We start from the raw sequence: 16,545 nt of genomic DNA, 5'->3' as shown, positions 1-16,545 counted from the left end.
CTCACCTTTTGTGTGGTTTAAATTTTAGAAAGACAAATCGATATTTTTACCTTTGTAAGGATGTTCCGCTGGCTTCACTTCTGGATGAGGGTGTTCGTCAGAATGATGCTCACTAGCCGTATGGTGATGTTCTCCGGGTTCTCCATCATGGATAAAGTTAGAGGACGACTCGTTCACTTCTCCGCTACGGTTACGCATACGTTCTGTATGCTCATTGATTTGCTCAGCCAGTAAAGTCTGATCAATCGCCGGACGTAACAAGTGTGCTTGTTGAATTTTACCCACTTCACTGGTTCTAGGAATAGCAATTTGCAATTCAATATTTCGTAAGCTCATCTCAAACACCCCACCTTATGGTTAATTAATGGTTAGAAACCATCACAATATCACCATCATCATATGTGAAGCTAACTCGTTCTGAAGTATCCTTAATATATTTGGTATATCTACCGATAACCACTTTAGAACCACCGAAGATAGTATGAATGACTTCAACTTTAGCTTTCGCCGATTCTTCCAGTGTTCTTTCGATTTCCCAAATACTTTCTTTGATTTCATCATGTTCACGCAGTTGGCTTTTTTTAGTCGCTGATAATTTAATACGCAAAGCCAATTTATCTGAACCAAGTTGTCCAGCAGAAGCAAGTTGATCTAATAAATGAAGTGCTTTTTCTGTTTTTTCCAAATTCTCTACATGGGTTTTTAATTCTTTACGTAGTACACCCAGTTGATTGCGTAATTCAGGAAGAACACCCACTTCAATATCAGTCACCGTAAAGCTGCTATTTCCGATTGTTCGCGCAACAACTGTTTCACCTGCTTGTAATTGTCCACCTACTATTAATCCTTTAGGTCCATTACATACAATCGTTTTACCTGCACGTACATTGGAATGCATAATACTTTGAGATACGATAACCGCTTCGCCCGCTTCTACATTTCCATCTTGAATAAATGAGCTTTTCACATTTACCGCAGCTTTGACTAACCCTTTATGATAACCGATAACTCCGCCTGTGATTTCGATTGAACCCCCTGCTTCGAGTTCTGCACCTTCTACACCACCAACGATACGAATATCACCCGATGCTTTGACACGAAAATTAGATAGCACATTACCACGTATAACGACCGTACCTACAAAGTCGATATTACCTGTATGATAATCAATATCTCCGTTAACTTCATAGACAGGAAATACATTAATCTTACTTTTTTCGGTCAATGATATCATACCATCTAAAGCAGCATAAATAACGGTATGTTCTGGATTTAACACAATATTTTTACCAACTTTAAATCGAGCTTCTTTGCCCGGTTTGTAAGGAATAGGTTCACCTGTAACCGATATTCCATCTTCTCCAGGTAATGGATCGATTTTCTTACCGATCATTTGCCCTTTACGAACATTGTTAAGTTGGACTAATTCTTTGTAATCTACTTTACCATCTTGAGTTTCAAGTGGTCTTCTACCTACATCATCAAATGATACGGTATATTCAATTCTTCCATCTATTCCATTCACCGGCTTTTGCCCTTGAGCAACGATTGCTTTGTCCAAAGTATAAGCTTCAGGCTGACTAGAAATTTGTTGTAAAATCATTGAATCGATCCCATGACTCAAACCTTGCGTACGCAAAAATCCCTCCAGTTGTTCGGCTGTGCATTCAAATTCTTCATCAAACTTTGTAAATTCAAGATAAGCGATAGATTTGTCTTCAGAAAAGATAACTTTTAAATATGGGTCTATTGCTAATTGAGAGGTCACGCCTAATTCACCCTTTCATACAAGTAGCGGCGTCTCACATGTCTTGCATTAATAGACCTTTTTGCTTATCCAGTGCTCCACGCAAACGTAGAATAGCTTTGGAATGAAGTTGAGAGATTCGTGATGGTGATAATGACATGACTTCAGCAATCTCACTGAGTGATAGGTCTTCATAATAGAGCAGTGATACAACCGTTCTCTCTTTCTCGGTAAGCTTTTCGATCCCTTTCATAAGCGATTCTTTAAGTACAAAATCGTTTACAGCGCGATCTGGATTTTTGGCTTTCTCATCTACGATCAAAGACATTCTTGTTTCTGATTCTTCTTCACGAATAGGATCTTCCAAAGAAGTAATCGTCATTACAGCTACATCTTGAAGCATATTTTGAAAATCTTTTTCCGTAATATCCAAATAGTTACTGATCTCTGCATCGGATACAGAACGCAGATATTTTTGTTCTAGTTGCTGATAAGCGTCTTCAATTTTGCGTGCTTTCTCACGTACCGATCTTGGAACCCAATCTCCTTGACGAAGACCATCCAATATGGCACCACGTACTCTCCAAGAAGCATACGTTTCAAATTGAAGTCCACGTTTATAATCAAACTTTTCAATAGCATCAATTAAACCCATGACCCCATTACTCATCAGATCATCTTTAGAAACATTTTTGGGTAATCCAATTGCAAGGCGGCTGGAAACATATTCAACGGTGCCATAGTAGTTTTCAATCAGCTTCTTTTTGGCTTCTACGTTTCCATACTCCTTCCATTGTACCCACAATTCTGAGTGATTTAGATGTGCTGCCTTTTGCTCGCTCAATTGCTTTCACCCTCCTTACTTTTGTGTCAGGTGACGAACAGCCTTCGCCATTTCCTCCGGATCTTGTTGCTTATTTGAAACCAGTTTTGGCGGATTAAGAGGTGCAAAGCCACCCTTGTCCACTGTGTCTGTTGGTTTCGGTGTTAGCAAATCGCTTAACTCCTGATCTTGATCAGGCGTTACTACATCAAATTGGCCCCCTCTGCTTGGATCATCTACGGAAGAATCAGGTTGTCCATTTTCCGAAGAAGTTGGAGTAGAAGGCTTATTCGTGGCTGCACCTGCAGGATTGGCTAGAATCCCAAGAACAAAGCGCAGCACGAATGCCAGGAAAAACCATAATGCAAATCCTAAAACGCCTCTAAATAAGCTAGTGGTCCATAAATTGTTTTCGATAGAAGCAAAAAAGGTAATCAAAAAACCGATTAAGCCTAACCAGAGATTAATTTTAATATTCCCTACCATAGGCTATAATTCCTTCTTACCCATTTGTACGCTTCTTATGAACAAAATCCCAGAAATACAATCCATTTCTATCGTTCGTCCGTAATTAGCGCCAGTATCCTCAGCTAACAATGGAATTTTGTATTCTTCTAAAAACAATTTACACGCTTCCACATTGCGAGGACCAATTCGCATGTGATCACCACCACTAGAAAAGTTAAACATTTGAGCACCGCCAGCCATTTTAGCAACGATTCGTGAGCGCGAAGCACCCAACGCTGTCATTTTGCGAACAAGTTCTGGAAGTGCTGTATCTGCATATTTGGCTATATTCAATTGTCCGTCTCTAGCAATATCCGATGAAGGAAGCATCACATGAGCCATCCCTGCAAGTTGAATGTTTTTGTCATATAGCGTTAGGCCCACACAAGAACCAAGTCCCGTCGTTCGAATAATTCCGGATGTTTTCACGACGTTTAAATCCGCCATACCCACTTTAACAATGTTTTGCTCTTCAATCATCAGTCAATGGAACTCCTAATGATTTAAAAATTTTATCAAAAGATTCAGGGTCCGGAATCAAGAAAAACTGCCCTTCCACTTCTTCTTTTCCTTCTAAGAAAGTCGTATCGATCAACAGTGCATCGTCGCCCATTTCACCGAATTGGATCAGACCATAATTTAAAATAGCACCCGCCATATCCATTGCTAAGCCAGGAACAGTCGGTGTCATTGAAAGTTGTGTGAAATCAGCTAATGAAGATAGATACGAGCCTGCCAAAATATTTCCAATCTCAGATAATGCAGATTGTTCCATTTCGTTGAAAAACTCTTCTTCACTTGCTTCAATTCCTGCTAAACGATGAAGTAATCCTTTACCCGCTTCAGGAGTTAGAATAAAGAACAAATTCCCTGGTGCTTCACCTTCTACACGAAAGAAAACAGCAAGTACGATTTGTTCAGGTCCTCCAACTTTATCCGCAATCTTTTCAAAAGGTAAAATCTGCACTTTAGGCACTGCCATATCAATCGGTTTATCTAAAAGTTGGGAAAGGGCAGTGGCTGCATTGCCTGCCCCTATGTTTCCCACTTCTTTTAGAACATCCATTTTGAACCCTTCAAGATCATCAAAAAGGTTCATAAGTTTAGTCCTCGATATTTTCTAGTTGACTGACTTCGCTTCGGTTCAAGACTTCAGCAAGGTTAAGCATAATCAGCAGCCGTTCTTCGTCCAGCTTAGCAACTCCATCAAGATATCTAGCTTTCACTCCACCTACAACTTCAGGCGGTTTCTCAATACGACCACGATCTAGATCCACTACATCATTAGCAGAATCAACGATAAATCCAACTTGAGTGGTATCTACGTCTACAATGATAATACGTGTTTGATCGTTATATTCATTTTCCGGAAGGTTAAAACGTCCACGAAGGTCAATAACCGGAATAACAACACCACGTAAATTGATAACACCTTTTACAAAATCAAATGTTTTCGGTACACGTGTAATTGGTAACATACGTTCAATCGTTTGTACTTTATCTACTTCAATACCGTATTCTTCTTTTGCAAGCTTAAAAACGATAACTTTTATATCTTCTGCCATGGGTAAATCCTCCTTGTTATAAACTACATCACTTGATAAATGCGTTCGGATCAATAATCAAAGCCACTTGGCCATCCCCAAGAATCGTTGCTCCTGAAACCCCTTGAATATCTGGAAGATATTTGCCCAAGCTTTTCAGTACGATTTCGTTTTGACCAATAAAGTTCTCAACAGCTAGTGCTGCTAGTTTGTCACCTTTACGGATTACGACAATTTCTGTTTCTTCTTCTTCACGCTCATCAAAGTCTGGAACTTCGAATACACGGCTCAATGAAAGTAACGGAATATGCGTTTCACGATAAGGAATTAATTGACTACCATGCAAATCACGTACCTGTTTGGATTTGATAATACCTGTTTCCACAATTGAAGTTAATGGAATCGCATATTTCTCTGAACCTACACGAATCAACATCGCTGAAATAATAGACAATGTCAATGGAAGTTGTACAGAGAACTTGGTTCCTTTACCTGGTGTGGAGTACACAGTTACATGTCCGCCAAGTGATGAAATTTTGGATTTAACCACGTCTAGACCAACACCACGTCCAGAAATATCAGAGATCACTTCAGCTGTACTGAATCCTGGTGCGAAAAGAAGTTGATATACTTCTTCATCTTTCATCGTAACAGATTGCTCTTGAGTTACGACGCCTTTTTTGATTGCACTTTGAAGAATTTTGTCGCGGTAGATTCCACGTCCATCATCCTCAATCTCAATAAATACATGATTACCACTATGAAATGCGCTTAGTTTGACAACGCCTGTCTCATCTTTACCTGCTGCAATACGATCTGCAATAGGCTCAACACCGTGGTCAACTGAGTTACGCAGTAAATGAACCAGTGGATCACCGATTTCATCAATAACTGTGCGGTCTAGCTCTGTTTCAGCACCTGTGATAATTAAGTCTAATTTTTTGTCTAATGATTTAGCCAAATCACGTACCATACGAGGGAAACGGTTAAATACAGTATCTACCGGAACCATTCTCAATTTGAGTACGATATTTTGCAAATCACTACTTACACGACCCATATGCTCTACAGCATCTGTTAGTGCAGGTACTTTCACTTCACTTGCAAGCTGTTCTAGACGTACACGGTCAATAAGCAATTCGCTGAACAAGTTCATAAGAACATCCAAGCGATCGATATCTACACGGATTGTACGAGATGGAGCAGCAACCGCTACTTTGGCAGCCGCTTTCGGTGCAGCTGGTGGCGCTGCTGCGACTTTAGCTTCTTCAACGACTGGAGCTGAAGCAACAGATGCCGTTTCTACAGGCAAGATTTCAGAAGAAATTGGAGATGATTTAGCTGCTGTAGCAGACATTTCTCTCAACGATTCTGCATCCAAGCGTGTCATCGTTACATTTTCAATCTCAGATACGCCGAGGATCATCGTTTTGAGTTCAGCTTCATCTTTTTGCGTGATGTAATACAGAGAGAAGCTACGATCAAATTTATCCTGTTCGATATCTTGTGTAGAAGGTTCAGATTTGATAACTTCACCGAAACGCTCTAACATATCAAACACCATATAGGCACGAACCGCTTTTAGTTGACAATCTTCACGAATAAAGACTTCAAGGTAAAGCGCTTGATGACCTTCAGACATCGATTGTTCAATAACAGATTGTTGGAACTCATCCAATTGGATTCCTTTGCTCTCTTGAACAATTTCAGCTGGTGTTGATGATGTTGGTGTAGCAGATACTGCTTTAGATGCAGCTGGTGCCATGTCTCCACGTACAATCGCTTGTAATGATTCTACGATTGCGGTTACATCTGCTTTACCTTCTCCGCCTTGTGTAATATCTTGAACCATTGATTCCAAAGCATCCAAACTTTTAAACAATGTATCAAAAATAAATTCTTGCATTGCTAATTTTTCATTACGTACCAAATCAAGTACATTTTCCATTTGGTGCGTTAGTGCTGCTAAATCTTCAAAACCCATTGTTGCTGCCATACCTTTAAGTGTATGTGCTGAGCGGAAAATAACTTGGACGATCCCAAGGTCAGCCGGGCTGCTTTCCAATTCCAGCATTTTTTCGTTCAACGATTGTAGATGATCGTTCGACTCATCAATAAACATGTTTAGATATTGATTCATGTCCACCGTGAGACACCTCCTCCATAAGATAGCATATAGCTTGTTGTAAACTATTTAACGATTTGTATAAGTTTAGGCGCAATTTCCGGCAATGGCAGGAGGTGATTGACACATCCAAGCTCTACGGCCGACCGCGGCATTCCGTACACTACACAGGTATCTTCGTTTTCTGCGATTGTAGAGTTTATACCGCTATCATATAAATTTTTCATTTCTCTTGCGCCATCGCTTCCCATACCTGTCATTAATACAGCATGACGCTGTAGCTCGGTAAAAGGTTGGATAGAGGCAAAAAGCGTATCCACTGAAGGGCGATGTCCATTACGTGGTGGTTCTTGTGTAAGCTGTATCCGGTAACTTCCTTGATTGCGAGCGACAGTCATATGATAACCGCCAGGAGCAATATAAGCTGTACCTGCTTGAAGAACCATTCCCTGTTCTGCTTCAACGACAGTAATACGACTTAAACTGTTCAAACGCTGTGCCAGAGATCGTGTAAAATTCGGCGGCATATGCTGAACAATCACAATCGGAGCAGGAAAGTTAGCCGGGATATTTTCTAATAAGCTTTTAAGCGCTCTAGGACCGCCGGTAGAGCATCCAACTGCTACCAACTGACGCCAAGGAGCTGTATTGCGTTCAACGCCTGCTGGGCGATTTACAGCCGGAGTAGACATTGATGGTGAAACAGGTGCTACTGGTTTTTCGATTTCTTTTTTGAAAGAAGAAGCCGCCGGTGGAGTAACCACTGGTTTGGTGCGTTTCGGTTCTTCTTCACGAACAGGCTTAGTCGGTATCTCCGGTTGCTTTTTAACCGGTGTTCCAGTAACAAAGGAAGGCTTAGACACATGACGCGGGTCCGCAGGCTTAGGTGCTACAGGACGTTTGTCTTGTGCTTGCTTGTCTGTTGTTACTTCTGGACGTGAAGGACGTGCAGTTGTATTCGGTGTTGGCGATGCTGGTTTGACCTGAAACCGTTCTGGACGACCTTGTTCCAGACGTTTATCAATGTCACGTTTAGATGTTTTTTTCTCAGAAGGTGCTGCCTGAGGTTCTGTTGAAGGTTGTTTGCCTTCTTCTTGCAGCTCTTGACTGTCTTGCAGATATGGCGACGGAGCAACGTCAGCCGCCATGTTTTTTTGTTCAGCTCTTTTGCGGTTTCTTTCCAGTGCATGAACAGCGGTATGAAGTTGTCTTCGTAGCTGTTGCCCAACCTCTTCAATATCCTGCGAATTACTGACCGAAGGCTTACGAATAAAGTCAAAAGCACCATTTTCCAAAGCCATAATTGTTTCACGCATACCCTGCTCATTAATGCCTGATAACATAATTATCGGCAGAGGACGCTGAGACATTATAATTTTTAGTGCTTCTAGCCCATTCATTTCTGGCATTTCTACATCCATTGTAACAACATCGGGTTTAAGTTCGACTACTTTTTTAGCAGCTTCACGCCCGTTATTTGCAGTATCTATCACGTGAAACAGAGGATCTGTCTCAATTAAATCCGAAATGATTTTTCTCATAAAAGGAGAATCGTCAACAACTAATATTTTATAAGTTGTCATATCAGCACCTCTGTTCCCTACAGAATCATTTAGTACGTTTAAGCCATTTTTGCATAAATCCTTTGATTCCTGTTAAGGTTCCTTCTGGACTTGCGTTTGGTGCAACCATATAACGTTGAGCCAAATTTTGAATGTCTTTGGATGCAATACATCCAGGAGAGTAGATTGAAAAAGGAACTTGTTTTTTTACGGATTGACTCACATGAGAATCATCGCTTACAAATCCCAAGAGAGGAATTTCTAAGTTCAGAAAGCGACTGGTAACCAATCTAATTTTATCTGAAGTCTGTACTGCTTCTTTTTCACTTTCAGCTCGATTCACGACTAATTTGAAAGAAACATCTTCTTCCATTCCGTGAACCACTTTGATCAATGCATACGCATCTGTAATCGAAGTTGGTTCTGGTGTCGTTACTACAATACATTCGTCAGCTGACATGATAAATTGTAGTGTTTCTTTCGACAAACCTGCTCCAGTGTCAAACAGAATATAATCCATATCTGTTGCTACTTTTTGAATCTGGTCTGTAAAGTAGATTAAATCTTTATCGGATAAAGAGAACAATGAGGTTAGCCCGGATCCACCAGCGATATAAGGTAATGATCCTGCTCCCTTTTCAATAATCTCATTGATCTGTTTCTCTCCACTAAGTAGATGAGACAAGTTAAACTTAGATCGTACACCCATCAGTACATCGATATTCGCCATTCCAATATCTGCATCAAATACCAACACTTTTCGCCCGAGCCGTTGAAGAGCAAGTGCAAAATTAAGCGTGAAATTGGATTTGCCTACTCCACCTTTACCGCTAGTGATCGTGATAAACTTCGCACTACGTGGTTCTGATTTAGGAGCCTGCACCGTTTTGGACGACATCAAATTTCTTAGTGATTGGGCTTGGTCCATCATGGCAATATATCTCCAAGCAATAGATTGGCAAGAAAGTCTGGACTTGGCATCAATAGATCGTCAGGTACATTCTGTCCATTGGTCATATAAGAGAGTCGCAATGGATATTCCTGAAGAAGATTGAACAAAGCACCATAACTTCCTGTCTCGTCTGCTTTGGTAAAGATCACTTTGTCCAATGGATACTTACTAAAATGTTCTGTGATCGTTCTCATATCTTCTGTTTTGGAAGTAAAAGATAAAACCAGATACGTTTCACTATTTTCCAATGGAGCTAATAAGCTTTGTAATTCAGATACCAGTAATTCATTACGGTAATTACGACCCGCTGTATCCATCAAAATCAGATCACATTCAGCTAAACGTTGTAGTGAGCGCTGCAAATCTCCAGGAGATTGAACCACTTCTAAAGGTACTCCTAAAATAGAGGCATACGTTCTAAGCTGCTCTACCGCCGATATACGGTACGTATCCGAAGTAATAAGACCTACTTTACGTTTATACTTAAATAACTGTTCAGCAGCCAGCTTAGCGATTGTAGTAGTCTTTCCTACACCTGTAGGACCTGCGACATATACAATTTTGGTAGCCGGATCAATCCCACCACCGATGCGTGATTGCGTAAACTGTTCGATCTGAAACTTCATAGCTGCTTTGGCATCGACATTGGTAATTAATTCTGGAGCTGGAAATTGTCCCATAGCTTCACTTAACCATGAATCAAGCAATTCTTGATCTAATCCTTGCTTTTTAAGACGGTCTGCGATTTCAATCAATGATGTTGGTAACGTCGCCATTTCTTTTTCACGACTTAAGTCAGCCATCATTTTTTTCATTTCACGTAATTCTTCAAACAATTTGTCTTGTTGATCCGATTGACTTGCACCATTAGATTCTGGAGCCTTATACACTGGCTGTTCAGCAACGAATGGAACATGACGTAAAGAAGATTGGGCTTGGTCTGAAATGCTTGGTTCCAGTGGAGCCGAGAATGGTGTTGAAGCTACCGAGTTACCTTCAGCTGAATCGGTTGGTTCTCCTGCTAATGCTTGTCGCATCGATTCAGCAAAAGCTTCACTTGATTTACGATAGGCGTCTGGTACTACACGTTTAGGCACCGCAGCCGGAATATTAATCTCCGGCTGTGCTTTTACTGGTTCAACAGCTTGTTCTTTCTCTACGGCTGCAATCACTTCAATCTTCTTTTTCTGAAACATCCCTAGAAAGCCGCCTGTTTTAAGTTCTTTGGTACTTAAAATAACTGCATCGCTACCAAGATCAGTTCGAATTTTTAACATCGCATCGGGCATTGTATCAACGATATATCGTTTTACCCTCATAAGTTCACCACCCCGACACTTTGAATTTCAACGTTAGGTTCAAGTTCACTGTAAGAAAGAACTGGAATATCCTGCATCGTGCGTTCAATCACTTGACGCAGATACATGCGTATAGCTGGCGAAGTCAACACGATCGGTTGTTGTCCCATTTGCAAAAGACGATTCACTTGCTCATTCATCTTCTGATACATCGACTGGGTCGATACCGGATCAAGTGCCAGATAACTTCCTTGTTCAGATTGCTGTACACTTTCGGCAATCTTTTTCTCCAGATTAGGTCCTACTGTAATCACACGTAGTGTTTCACCCTGGCTTGTAAATTGCTGCGTAATTTGTCGGGATAGAGCTTGACGTACATATTCAGTTAATACATCTGGATCTTTGGTATATGTTCCATAATCGGCAAGTGTCTCGAATATTGTAACCATATCCCGTATAGAAATTTTTTCTCTTAGTAATTTCACGAATACTTTTTGGATATCTCCTACTGCTAACACCGAAGGAATCAAGTCATCTACAAGCACAGGATAATTCTCGCGCAAGTTGTCAATCAATGCTCTTGTTTCTTGACGACCTAGTAGTTCATGACAATGTTTTTTGATCAGTTCAGTTAAATGTGTAGCAACAACTGAAGGTGGATCAACCACAGTGTATCCAGATAATTCAGCACGTTCTTTGGTTAATTCATCAATCCACAAAGCTGGCAGACCAAAGGCTGGTTCTAAAGTCTCTATTCCTGTAATTGAATCATCATCAAACCCAGGACTCATAGCGAGATAGTGATTTAGTAGTAATTCACCACCACCTACCACATTTCCTTTAATTTTGATGACATATTCATTTGGTTTTAATTGAATATTATCCCGAATACGGATAACAGGTACCACAAGACCTAGTTCAAGTGCGCATTGACGACGAATCATAATAATACGATCTAGTAAATCGCCACCTTGCTGTGTATCAGCCAGAGGAATCAGACCATATCCAAATTCGAACTCAATCGGATCGATCTGCAATAAGTTGATAACACTTTCAGGACTACGTACTTCTTCGATCTGTTGTTCTTCTTGTTGCTGTTCGGCTTCGACTACTTTTAAGTCAAGATTAGACTGCATCTTCCGAGCAGCGAATACTAACAGAATCGCTAGAGGGAATGTAGTTAAAAAGTGAATCGGTGTAAAAATACCTAACAGTGTAATTACGCCTGCTACGATATATAACAATTTTGGATAGGAGAATAGTTGTGCTGTAATATCGTCTGCCAAGTTACCTTCAGAAGAAGCTCTTGTAACAATTAGACCCGCAGCTGTTGAAATCAGTAATGCTGGAATCTGACTGACTAGACCATCACCAATAGTTAAAACAGAATACGTTGAAAGTGCTTCAGCGAATGGCATTCCGTGAACAGTCATCCCAATAATAAATCCACCAATTAGATTAATTAAGAGGATGATAATACTCGCAATAGCATCCCCTTTTACAAATTTACTTGCACCATCCATCGCTCCGTAGAAATCGGCTTCACGTTCGATTTTGCTACGACGTTCTCTAGCTTGATGTTCATTGATTAGACCTGCATTTAGATCCGCATCAATACTCATTTGCTTACCAGGCATAGCATCGAGCGTAAAACGTGCTCCAACCTCTGCTACCCGTTCAGAACCTTTAGTGATAACGATAAATTGTACAACGACGAGAATAAGGAAAACAACAAATCCAATAGCGATTTGTCCACCTGCAATCCAGCTACCAAATGTAGCAACAACTGAACCTGCATCCCCTTGTCCCAAAATCAATTTTGTTGTAGATATATTCAAAGCTAGCCGGAATAATGTGGTTATGAGCAACATAGCCGGGAAGATAGAAAATTCCAGTGCTTCTTTTGTATTCATTGCAATCAAAAGAATAATCATTGCCAGGGAAATATTTACAATCAGCAATACATCGAGTAGCCATGTCGGGATCGGAAGAATCATCATCATAATAATTCCTATGACACCCGCAAGCACAACCAAATCTTTAGTTTTCAATGCTATCCAGCCCTCCGATCCCCTGGTTTACTTGTTTTTACCTTTCATCTTGTACACATAAGCAAGAACTTCTGCTACCGCTTGAAAAAGATCACCAGGAATAGAATCTCCTATTTCTGATCTAGCAAACAATGCTCTTGCGAGCGGTTTGTTTTCCATCACGACAACACCATGTTGCTTGGCAAGTTCTCTTATTCGCAGGGCGACGTAATCTTGACCTTTCGCCACCACTTGTGGAGCAGCCATCTGACCATTGTCATATTTCAAAGCTACTGCAAAGTGAGTCGGGTTGGTAATAATAACGTCAGCATTGGGAACGTCCTGCATCATTCGCTGCATCGCCATACGGCGCTGTCTTTCGCGAATTTTCCCTTTTATCAACGGATCCCCTTCCACCTTTTTATATTCATCTTTAATATCTTGTTTGGACATCCGTATTCCTTTATTATGCTCATATCGCTGATACATATAATCAAAGATAGCAAGTACAAGTAAAGCAACACCTACTTTTATGCCCAAGCTCATTGTTAATCCAGCCGTATAGTGAAGAATGGCTTCAACAGACATATAAGCTGTTTTGGATAATTCATGAGAAGCACCAGACAATGTCTGATAAACCAGATACCCGATGACCGAGAGTTTGAGTATTGATTTCAAAAATTCTACGACTGAACGCATAGAAGCAATATTTTTAAATCCTTTAATCGGATCAAGTTTACTAAACTTAGGCTGTATAGGCTCTCCGACTAGCAAAAAGCCAACCTGTGCATAATTAGCGACTAATCCAAGTACAACAACAACTCCGAATACAGGTGAAACCAACATCATAATCTGTATCGCATATTGACCAAGCATCTGCATAATATTAGAAACCGTAACATCCATTGTTAAACGATGTAGAAAAGAATCTGTGAACAGCCATTCGATTCGTTTCATAAAAAAACTGCTAAACATCATCAAAGAAAATAATCCACCTAGCAATACCGCAGAACCGGGTATATCCATACTTTTAGCAACTTGACCTTTTTTACGCGTTTCTTGCTTTTTCTGAGATGTGGCTTCTTCTGTTTTTTCTCCAGAAAATAATTGCAGATTGATCCGTAATCTGAATGCCAATTCACAACCTCCTTCTACACGAAGTTTATTGTGGTCTGTTACCTACTACTTTTAATAACGATTGCATCGCTTGAAATAGTTGAGCAAAAACATGTTCGAACAGATAGCCAAAGCTTGGAGTTAACAGCATTAACATGAAGAGTCCAAGAATAATCTTCACCGGTACACCGATAACAAAAATATTGAACTGAGGTGCACTACGTGCTAAGAATCCGAGTCCTACATCTGTTAAGAACATAGCTACTACAATAGGTGCAGCCATTTGAAAAGCTATTAAAAATGAATTACTGAATGTTCGAATAAGAAATTCACTAATCGAACCATCCATCATTTTACTCATGATCTCGGAATCAATCGGAATCCAGTCATAACTGTAAAGGACGGACTGGATCAAGTAATGATGACCATTCATACTTAAGAACAATAAAATCGCAATCATATACTTCAAATTACCTAACAAAGGTGCAGATGCGCCTGTTAACGGATCTAGTACACTAGCGATACCAAAACCTGTTTGAATATCAATAAACGCACCAGCCATTTGTATAACAGTAAACATCAAATAAGCAACATAACCAAGCATTAATCCAATCATGACTTCTCTTATAACAAGTAGGATATAAATTTCTGGACTTTCTGATACAGTTACTGTGGTATTTTTGATCAAAAAAATTAAAAGGGATATAAAAAAGGCGATGCCTACTTTAAATGTATTTGGCACTCCTCTTGATGAAAAGATGGGTGAAACTACAAAAAAAGCAATCATTCGACAAAAAACAAGCAAAAAAACAGGAAAACTTTGCTGTAACATCTCCATAAGCAATCAGCCTAACCGACATATTTGTATAAATTGTCGAGAATATTATACGTGTAATCTACTAGAACACTCAGTATCCATGGACCGAATAGCAGAAGTGCAAGCATAACAGCCACAATCTTAGGTACAAAGGCAAGCGTTTGCTCCTGAATTTGCGTAGTAGCCTGAAAAATACTCACTAACAGACCTACTACAAGTCCAAGTACAAGCATCGGTGCGCTGACTTTGAGTACTGTATACACTGCCTGTCCCGCCATCCCGATGATAAACTCCGAACTCATGATTAACCTCCTTTAATAAGGAACATCTCTGACTACGCTAATTGAAGCTGAGTAAGAGGGACTTAACGACCAAATACCATCCGTCTACAAGAACGAACAGTAAAATTTTAAACGGTAATGAAATCATTACTGGCGGCAGCATCATCATACCCATGGCCATAAGTACACTGGCGACCACAATATCAATAACTAGAAAAGGTATGAAAATCATAAAGCCCATTTGAAAAGCTGTTTTCAATTCACTGATCGCGTAAGAAGGCACCATAACCGTAAGCGGAATATCTTGGATATTGCTAGGTTTTTCTGCACCAGTGTAATTGAGGAAAAGAATTAAATCTTTTTCACGTGTATGTTTAAACATAAATTCTTTAATCGGTATTTCAGCAGCTTTCAACGCCTCAGTCTGTGTAATACTACCTTTTAAATAAGGTTGAAGAGCTGTTTGGTTCATTGTCGATAATACCGGCGACATTATAAAAATAGTTAAAAATAAAGCCAGCCCCACCAATACCTGGTTAGGAGGCATCTGGTTAGTCCCGAGCGCAGTCCGGACAAAGCTGAGCACAATAACAATACGGGTAAAGCTAGTCATTAAGACTAAGAATGCTGGCGCAACACTTATAACGGTAAGCAGCAACAGGATAGATAACGAGCTAGTTGCTGGTGCTGCATCTCCTGAGCCACTATCATTGCCGATCTGAATATCAATATTAGGTATCGGATCGGCAGTGGCAAATGCTGAACTTACAGATGTCAGACTAACGATAAAAAGCAGTACGAGCGTTATAATCAGCTTTTTTTTCATGAATCCCTCGACCGATCTGTAGAGTTTTCCTCCTTCATCAGCTCTTCCATCTTCTGTTTACGATTAGGAATTTGGCGAAGCTTGCTTTCAAATACTTCTTGAAAAGCTTCAGTTTCTCCCAGTTCCTCTTCTTGCACATCCGATTTTGGACGAAATCTTGCACTGATTTTGGAGATTAGTGGAGAAAGAATATTTTTCTGCTCCACTGCTTCTGTTTGAAATGAACGGATAATCAGCATAGCTTCTTCAGGATCAGAAATTTTATCCACTAATGTGATATCATCTCCAACACCTACCAAATATATACTGCTACCAATTTCTATAACTTGTAATGATTTATTTGGCCCCATCGCTACCCCGCCGATCGTGCGTATCGCACGACGTGATAACCAGGTTTGACTTTTACGACCAAGAAATTTAAGTAGTAAAATGATAAGGGCTATAATTACAGCCAAGACGATTATAACCCAGACTATGCTTAGGAAATAATCGCCTGTTCCTCCCATTGTGGCTGTTTCACCTGACATGGGAATAATCTCCTACACGCCAAGCGTTTTGCTAATTGCTTCGATAACACGGTCAGCTTGGAAGGGTTTAACGATAAAATCTTTAGCTCCCGCTTGAATTGCATCAATAACCATTGCTTGTTGACCCATCGCAGAGCACATAATTACTTTTGCAGCTGCATCCAGCTTTTTGATTTCTTTAAGAGCAGCGATACCGTCCATTTCAGGCATTGTGATATCCATAGTAATTAAATCAGGACGCAATTCTTTAAATTTCTCGATAGCTTGTGAGCCATCTTGTGCTTCCCCCACTACTTCATATCCGTTTTTACTCAAAATGTCGCGAATCATCATTCTCATAAAAGCTGCATCGTCCACGATAAGAATTCGGTTTGCCATTGATTTAAAATC

18 protein-coding genes are annotated in these 16,545 nt (G+C 40.2%); all 18 read right to left on the bottom strand.

From position 1 onward, the window contains the following. Positions 1-24 precede the first annotated feature (24 nt). From PaeCFBP13512_RS09525 to PaeCFBP13512_RS09440, 18 genes are read right to left on the bottom strand one after another with little or no spacing between them, the layout of a single operon-like run. Complete coding sequence (locus tag PaeCFBP13512_RS09525) at positions 25-336, bottom strand: hypothetical protein (protein WP_069327355.1); 312 nt, start codon at positions 334-336, stop codon at positions 25-27. A 25-nt stretch (positions 337-361) separates the two neighbouring features. Then, positions 362-1,768: a DUF342 domain-containing protein gene (locus PaeCFBP13512_RS09520; RefSeq protein WP_069327356.1), complete on the bottom strand. Its 1,407-nt coding sequence runs from the start codon at positions 1,766-1,768 to the stop codon at positions 362-364. Between the two features lie 34 nt (positions 1,769-1,802). Further along, positions 1,803-2,591, bottom strand: coding sequence for a FliA/WhiG family RNA polymerase sigma factor (locus PaeCFBP13512_RS09515; protein ID WP_069327357.1), 789 nt, complete (start codon positions 2,589-2,591; stop codon positions 1,803-1,805). A 15-nt stretch (positions 2,592-2,606) separates the two neighbouring features. Further along, a complete protein-coding gene (locus PaeCFBP13512_RS09510) occupies positions 2,607-3,056 on the bottom strand; it encodes a hypothetical protein (RefSeq protein ID WP_069327358.1) in 450 nt (149 codons plus the stop codon). Positions 3,057-3,059: 3 nt separating this feature from the next. Continuing rightward, on the bottom strand, positions 3,060-3,557 hold the full coding sequence (locus tag PaeCFBP13512_RS09505) for a chemotaxis protein CheD (protein ID WP_069327359.1): 498 nt from the start codon (positions 3,555-3,557) through the stop codon (positions 3,060-3,062). Continuing rightward, entirely contained in the window at positions 3,550-4,176 is a 627-nt protein-coding gene (locus PaeCFBP13512_RS09500; RefSeq protein ID WP_069327360.1) for a chemotaxis protein CheC, read from the bottom strand. Before PaeCFBP13512_RS09500 ends, PaeCFBP13512_RS09505 begins: the two co-directional genes overlap by 8 nt. Before the next feature lie 4 nt (positions 4,177-4,180). Then, complete coding sequence (locus PaeCFBP13512_RS09495; protein ID WP_069327361.1) at positions 4,181-4,642, bottom strand: chemotaxis protein CheW; 462 nt, start codon at positions 4,640-4,642, stop codon at positions 4,181-4,183. 28 nt (positions 4,643-4,670) lie between these two features. Then, positions 4,671-6,767 (bottom strand): chemotaxis protein CheA, encoded by a 2,097-nt coding sequence (locus PaeCFBP13512_RS09490; protein ID WP_137222725.1) that lies wholly within the window; start codon positions 6,765-6,767, stop codon positions 4,671-4,673. 44 nt (positions 6,768-6,811) lie between these two features. After that, positions 6,812-8,329, bottom strand: a complete 1,518-nt coding sequence (locus PaeCFBP13512_RS09485) for a protein-glutamate methylesterase/protein-glutamine glutaminase (protein ID WP_137222723.1) — start codon at positions 8,327-8,329, stop codon at positions 6,812-6,814. Between the two features lie 25 nt (positions 8,330-8,354). Then, positions 8,355-9,239, bottom strand: coding sequence for a MinD/ParA family protein (locus PaeCFBP13512_RS09480; protein WP_069327364.1), 885 nt, complete (start codon positions 9,237-9,239; stop codon positions 8,355-8,357). After that, complete coding sequence (gene flhF / locus PaeCFBP13512_RS09475) at positions 9,236-10,579, bottom strand: flagellar biosynthesis protein FlhF (RefSeq protein ID WP_137222721.1); 1,344 nt, start codon at positions 10,577-10,579, stop codon at positions 9,236-9,238. The genes PaeCFBP13512_RS09480 and flhF overlap by 4 nt, the downstream gene beginning before the upstream one ends. Continuing rightward, a complete protein-coding gene (flhA, locus tag PaeCFBP13512_RS09470) occupies positions 10,576-12,609 on the bottom strand; it encodes a flagellar biosynthesis protein FlhA (RefSeq protein WP_069327366.1) in 2,034 nt (677 codons plus the stop codon). Before flhA ends, flhF begins: the two co-directional genes overlap by 4 nt. Positions 12,610-12,636: 27 nt before the next feature. Beyond that, the gene (gene flhB / locus PaeCFBP13512_RS09465; RefSeq protein ID WP_137222719.1) at positions 12,637-13,725 is read right to left on the bottom strand and encodes a flagellar biosynthesis protein FlhB; all 1,089 of its coding nucleotides are present in this window, start codon (positions 13,723-13,725) and stop codon (positions 12,637-12,639) included. 25 nt (positions 13,726-13,750) lie between these two features. After that, positions 13,751-14,542, bottom strand: coding sequence for a flagellar biosynthetic protein FliR (fliR, locus tag PaeCFBP13512_RS09460; RefSeq protein ID WP_137222717.1), 792 nt, complete (start codon positions 14,540-14,542; stop codon positions 13,751-13,753). A gap of 11 nt (positions 14,543-14,553) precedes the next feature. Continuing rightward, positions 14,554-14,823 carry a flagellar biosynthesis protein FliQ gene (gene fliQ, locus PaeCFBP13512_RS09455; protein WP_069327369.1) on the bottom strand — a complete coding sequence of 90 codons (270 nt, stop codon included), beginning with the start codon at positions 14,821-14,823 and terminating at the stop codon, positions 14,554-14,556. Positions 14,824-14,860: 37 nt separating this feature from the next. After that, positions 14,861-15,628, bottom strand: coding sequence for a flagellar type III secretion system pore protein FliP (fliP, locus tag PaeCFBP13512_RS09450; protein WP_137222714.1), 768 nt, complete (start codon positions 15,626-15,628; stop codon positions 14,861-14,863). Then, positions 15,625-16,155, bottom strand: coding sequence for a flagellar biosynthetic protein FliO (locus PaeCFBP13512_RS09445; protein ID WP_069327371.1), 531 nt, complete (start codon positions 16,153-16,155; stop codon positions 15,625-15,627). The genes fliP and PaeCFBP13512_RS09445 overlap by 4 nt, the downstream gene beginning before the upstream one ends. Before the next feature lie 12 nt (positions 16,156-16,167). After that, positions 16,168-16,533 (bottom strand): response regulator, encoded by a 366-nt coding sequence (locus tag PaeCFBP13512_RS09440; protein WP_069327372.1) that lies wholly within the window; start codon positions 16,531-16,533, stop codon positions 16,168-16,170. Positions 16,534-16,545 lie beyond the last annotated feature (12 nt).

The organism is Paenibacillus sp. CFBP13512, from assembly GCF_005233705.1.
Taxonomy (GTDB): Bacteria; Bacillota; Bacilli; order Paenibacillales; family Paenibacillaceae; genus Saccharibacillus; species Saccharibacillus nuruki.
The sequence above is the reverse complement of the archived record's forward strand: the minus strand, read 5'-3'. Positions and strand labels throughout refer to the sequence as shown.

Coding starts and splice junctions, on each gene's coding strand:
- PaeCFBP13512_RS09525 (WP_069327355.1), bottom strand. CDS start 336: ATGAGCTTACGAAATATTGAATTGCAAATTGCTATTCCTAGAACCAGT.
- PaeCFBP13512_RS09510 (WP_069327358.1), bottom strand. CDS start 3,056: ATGGTAGGGAATATTAAAATTAATCTCTGGTTAGGCTTAATCGGTTTT.
- PaeCFBP13512_RS09505 (WP_069327359.1), bottom strand. CDS start 3,557: ATGATTGAAGAGCAAAACATTGTTAAAGTGGGTATGGCGGATTTAAAC.
- PaeCFBP13512_RS09500 (WP_069327360.1), bottom strand. CDS start 4,176: ATGAACCTTTTTGATGATCTTGAAGGGTTCAAAATGGATGTTCTAAAA.
- PaeCFBP13512_RS09495 (WP_069327361.1), bottom strand. CDS start 4,642: ATGGCAGAAGATATAAAAGTTATCGTTTTTAAGCTTGCAAAAGAAGAA.
- PaeCFBP13512_RS09485 (WP_137222723.1), bottom strand. CDS start 8,329: ATGACAACTTATAAAATATTAGTTGTTGACGATTCTCCTTTTATGAGA.
- PaeCFBP13512_RS09480 (WP_069327364.1), bottom strand. CDS start 9,239: ATGATGGACCAAGCCCAATCACTAAGAAATTTGATGTCGTCCAAAACG.
- flhF (WP_137222721.1), bottom strand. CDS start 10,579: ATGAGGGTAAAACGATATATCGTTGATACAATGCCCGATGCGATGTTA.
- fliR (WP_137222717.1), bottom strand. CDS start 14,542: ATGGAGATGTTACAGCAAAGTTTTCCTGTTTTTTTGCTTGTTTTTTGT.
- fliQ (WP_069327369.1), bottom strand. CDS start 14,823: ATGAGTTCGGAGTTTATCATCGGGATGGCGGGACAGGCAGTGTATACA.
- fliP (WP_137222714.1), bottom strand. CDS start 15,628: ATGAAAAAAAAGCTGATTATAACGCTCGTACTGCTTTTTATCGTTAGT.
- PaeCFBP13512_RS09445 (WP_069327371.1), bottom strand. CDS start 16,155: ATGTCAGGTGAAACAGCCACAATGGGAGGAACAGGCGATTATTTCCTA.
- PaeCFBP13512_RS09440 (WP_069327372.1), bottom strand. CDS start 16,533: ATGGCAAACCGAATTCTTATCGTGGACGATGCAGCTTTTATGAGAATG.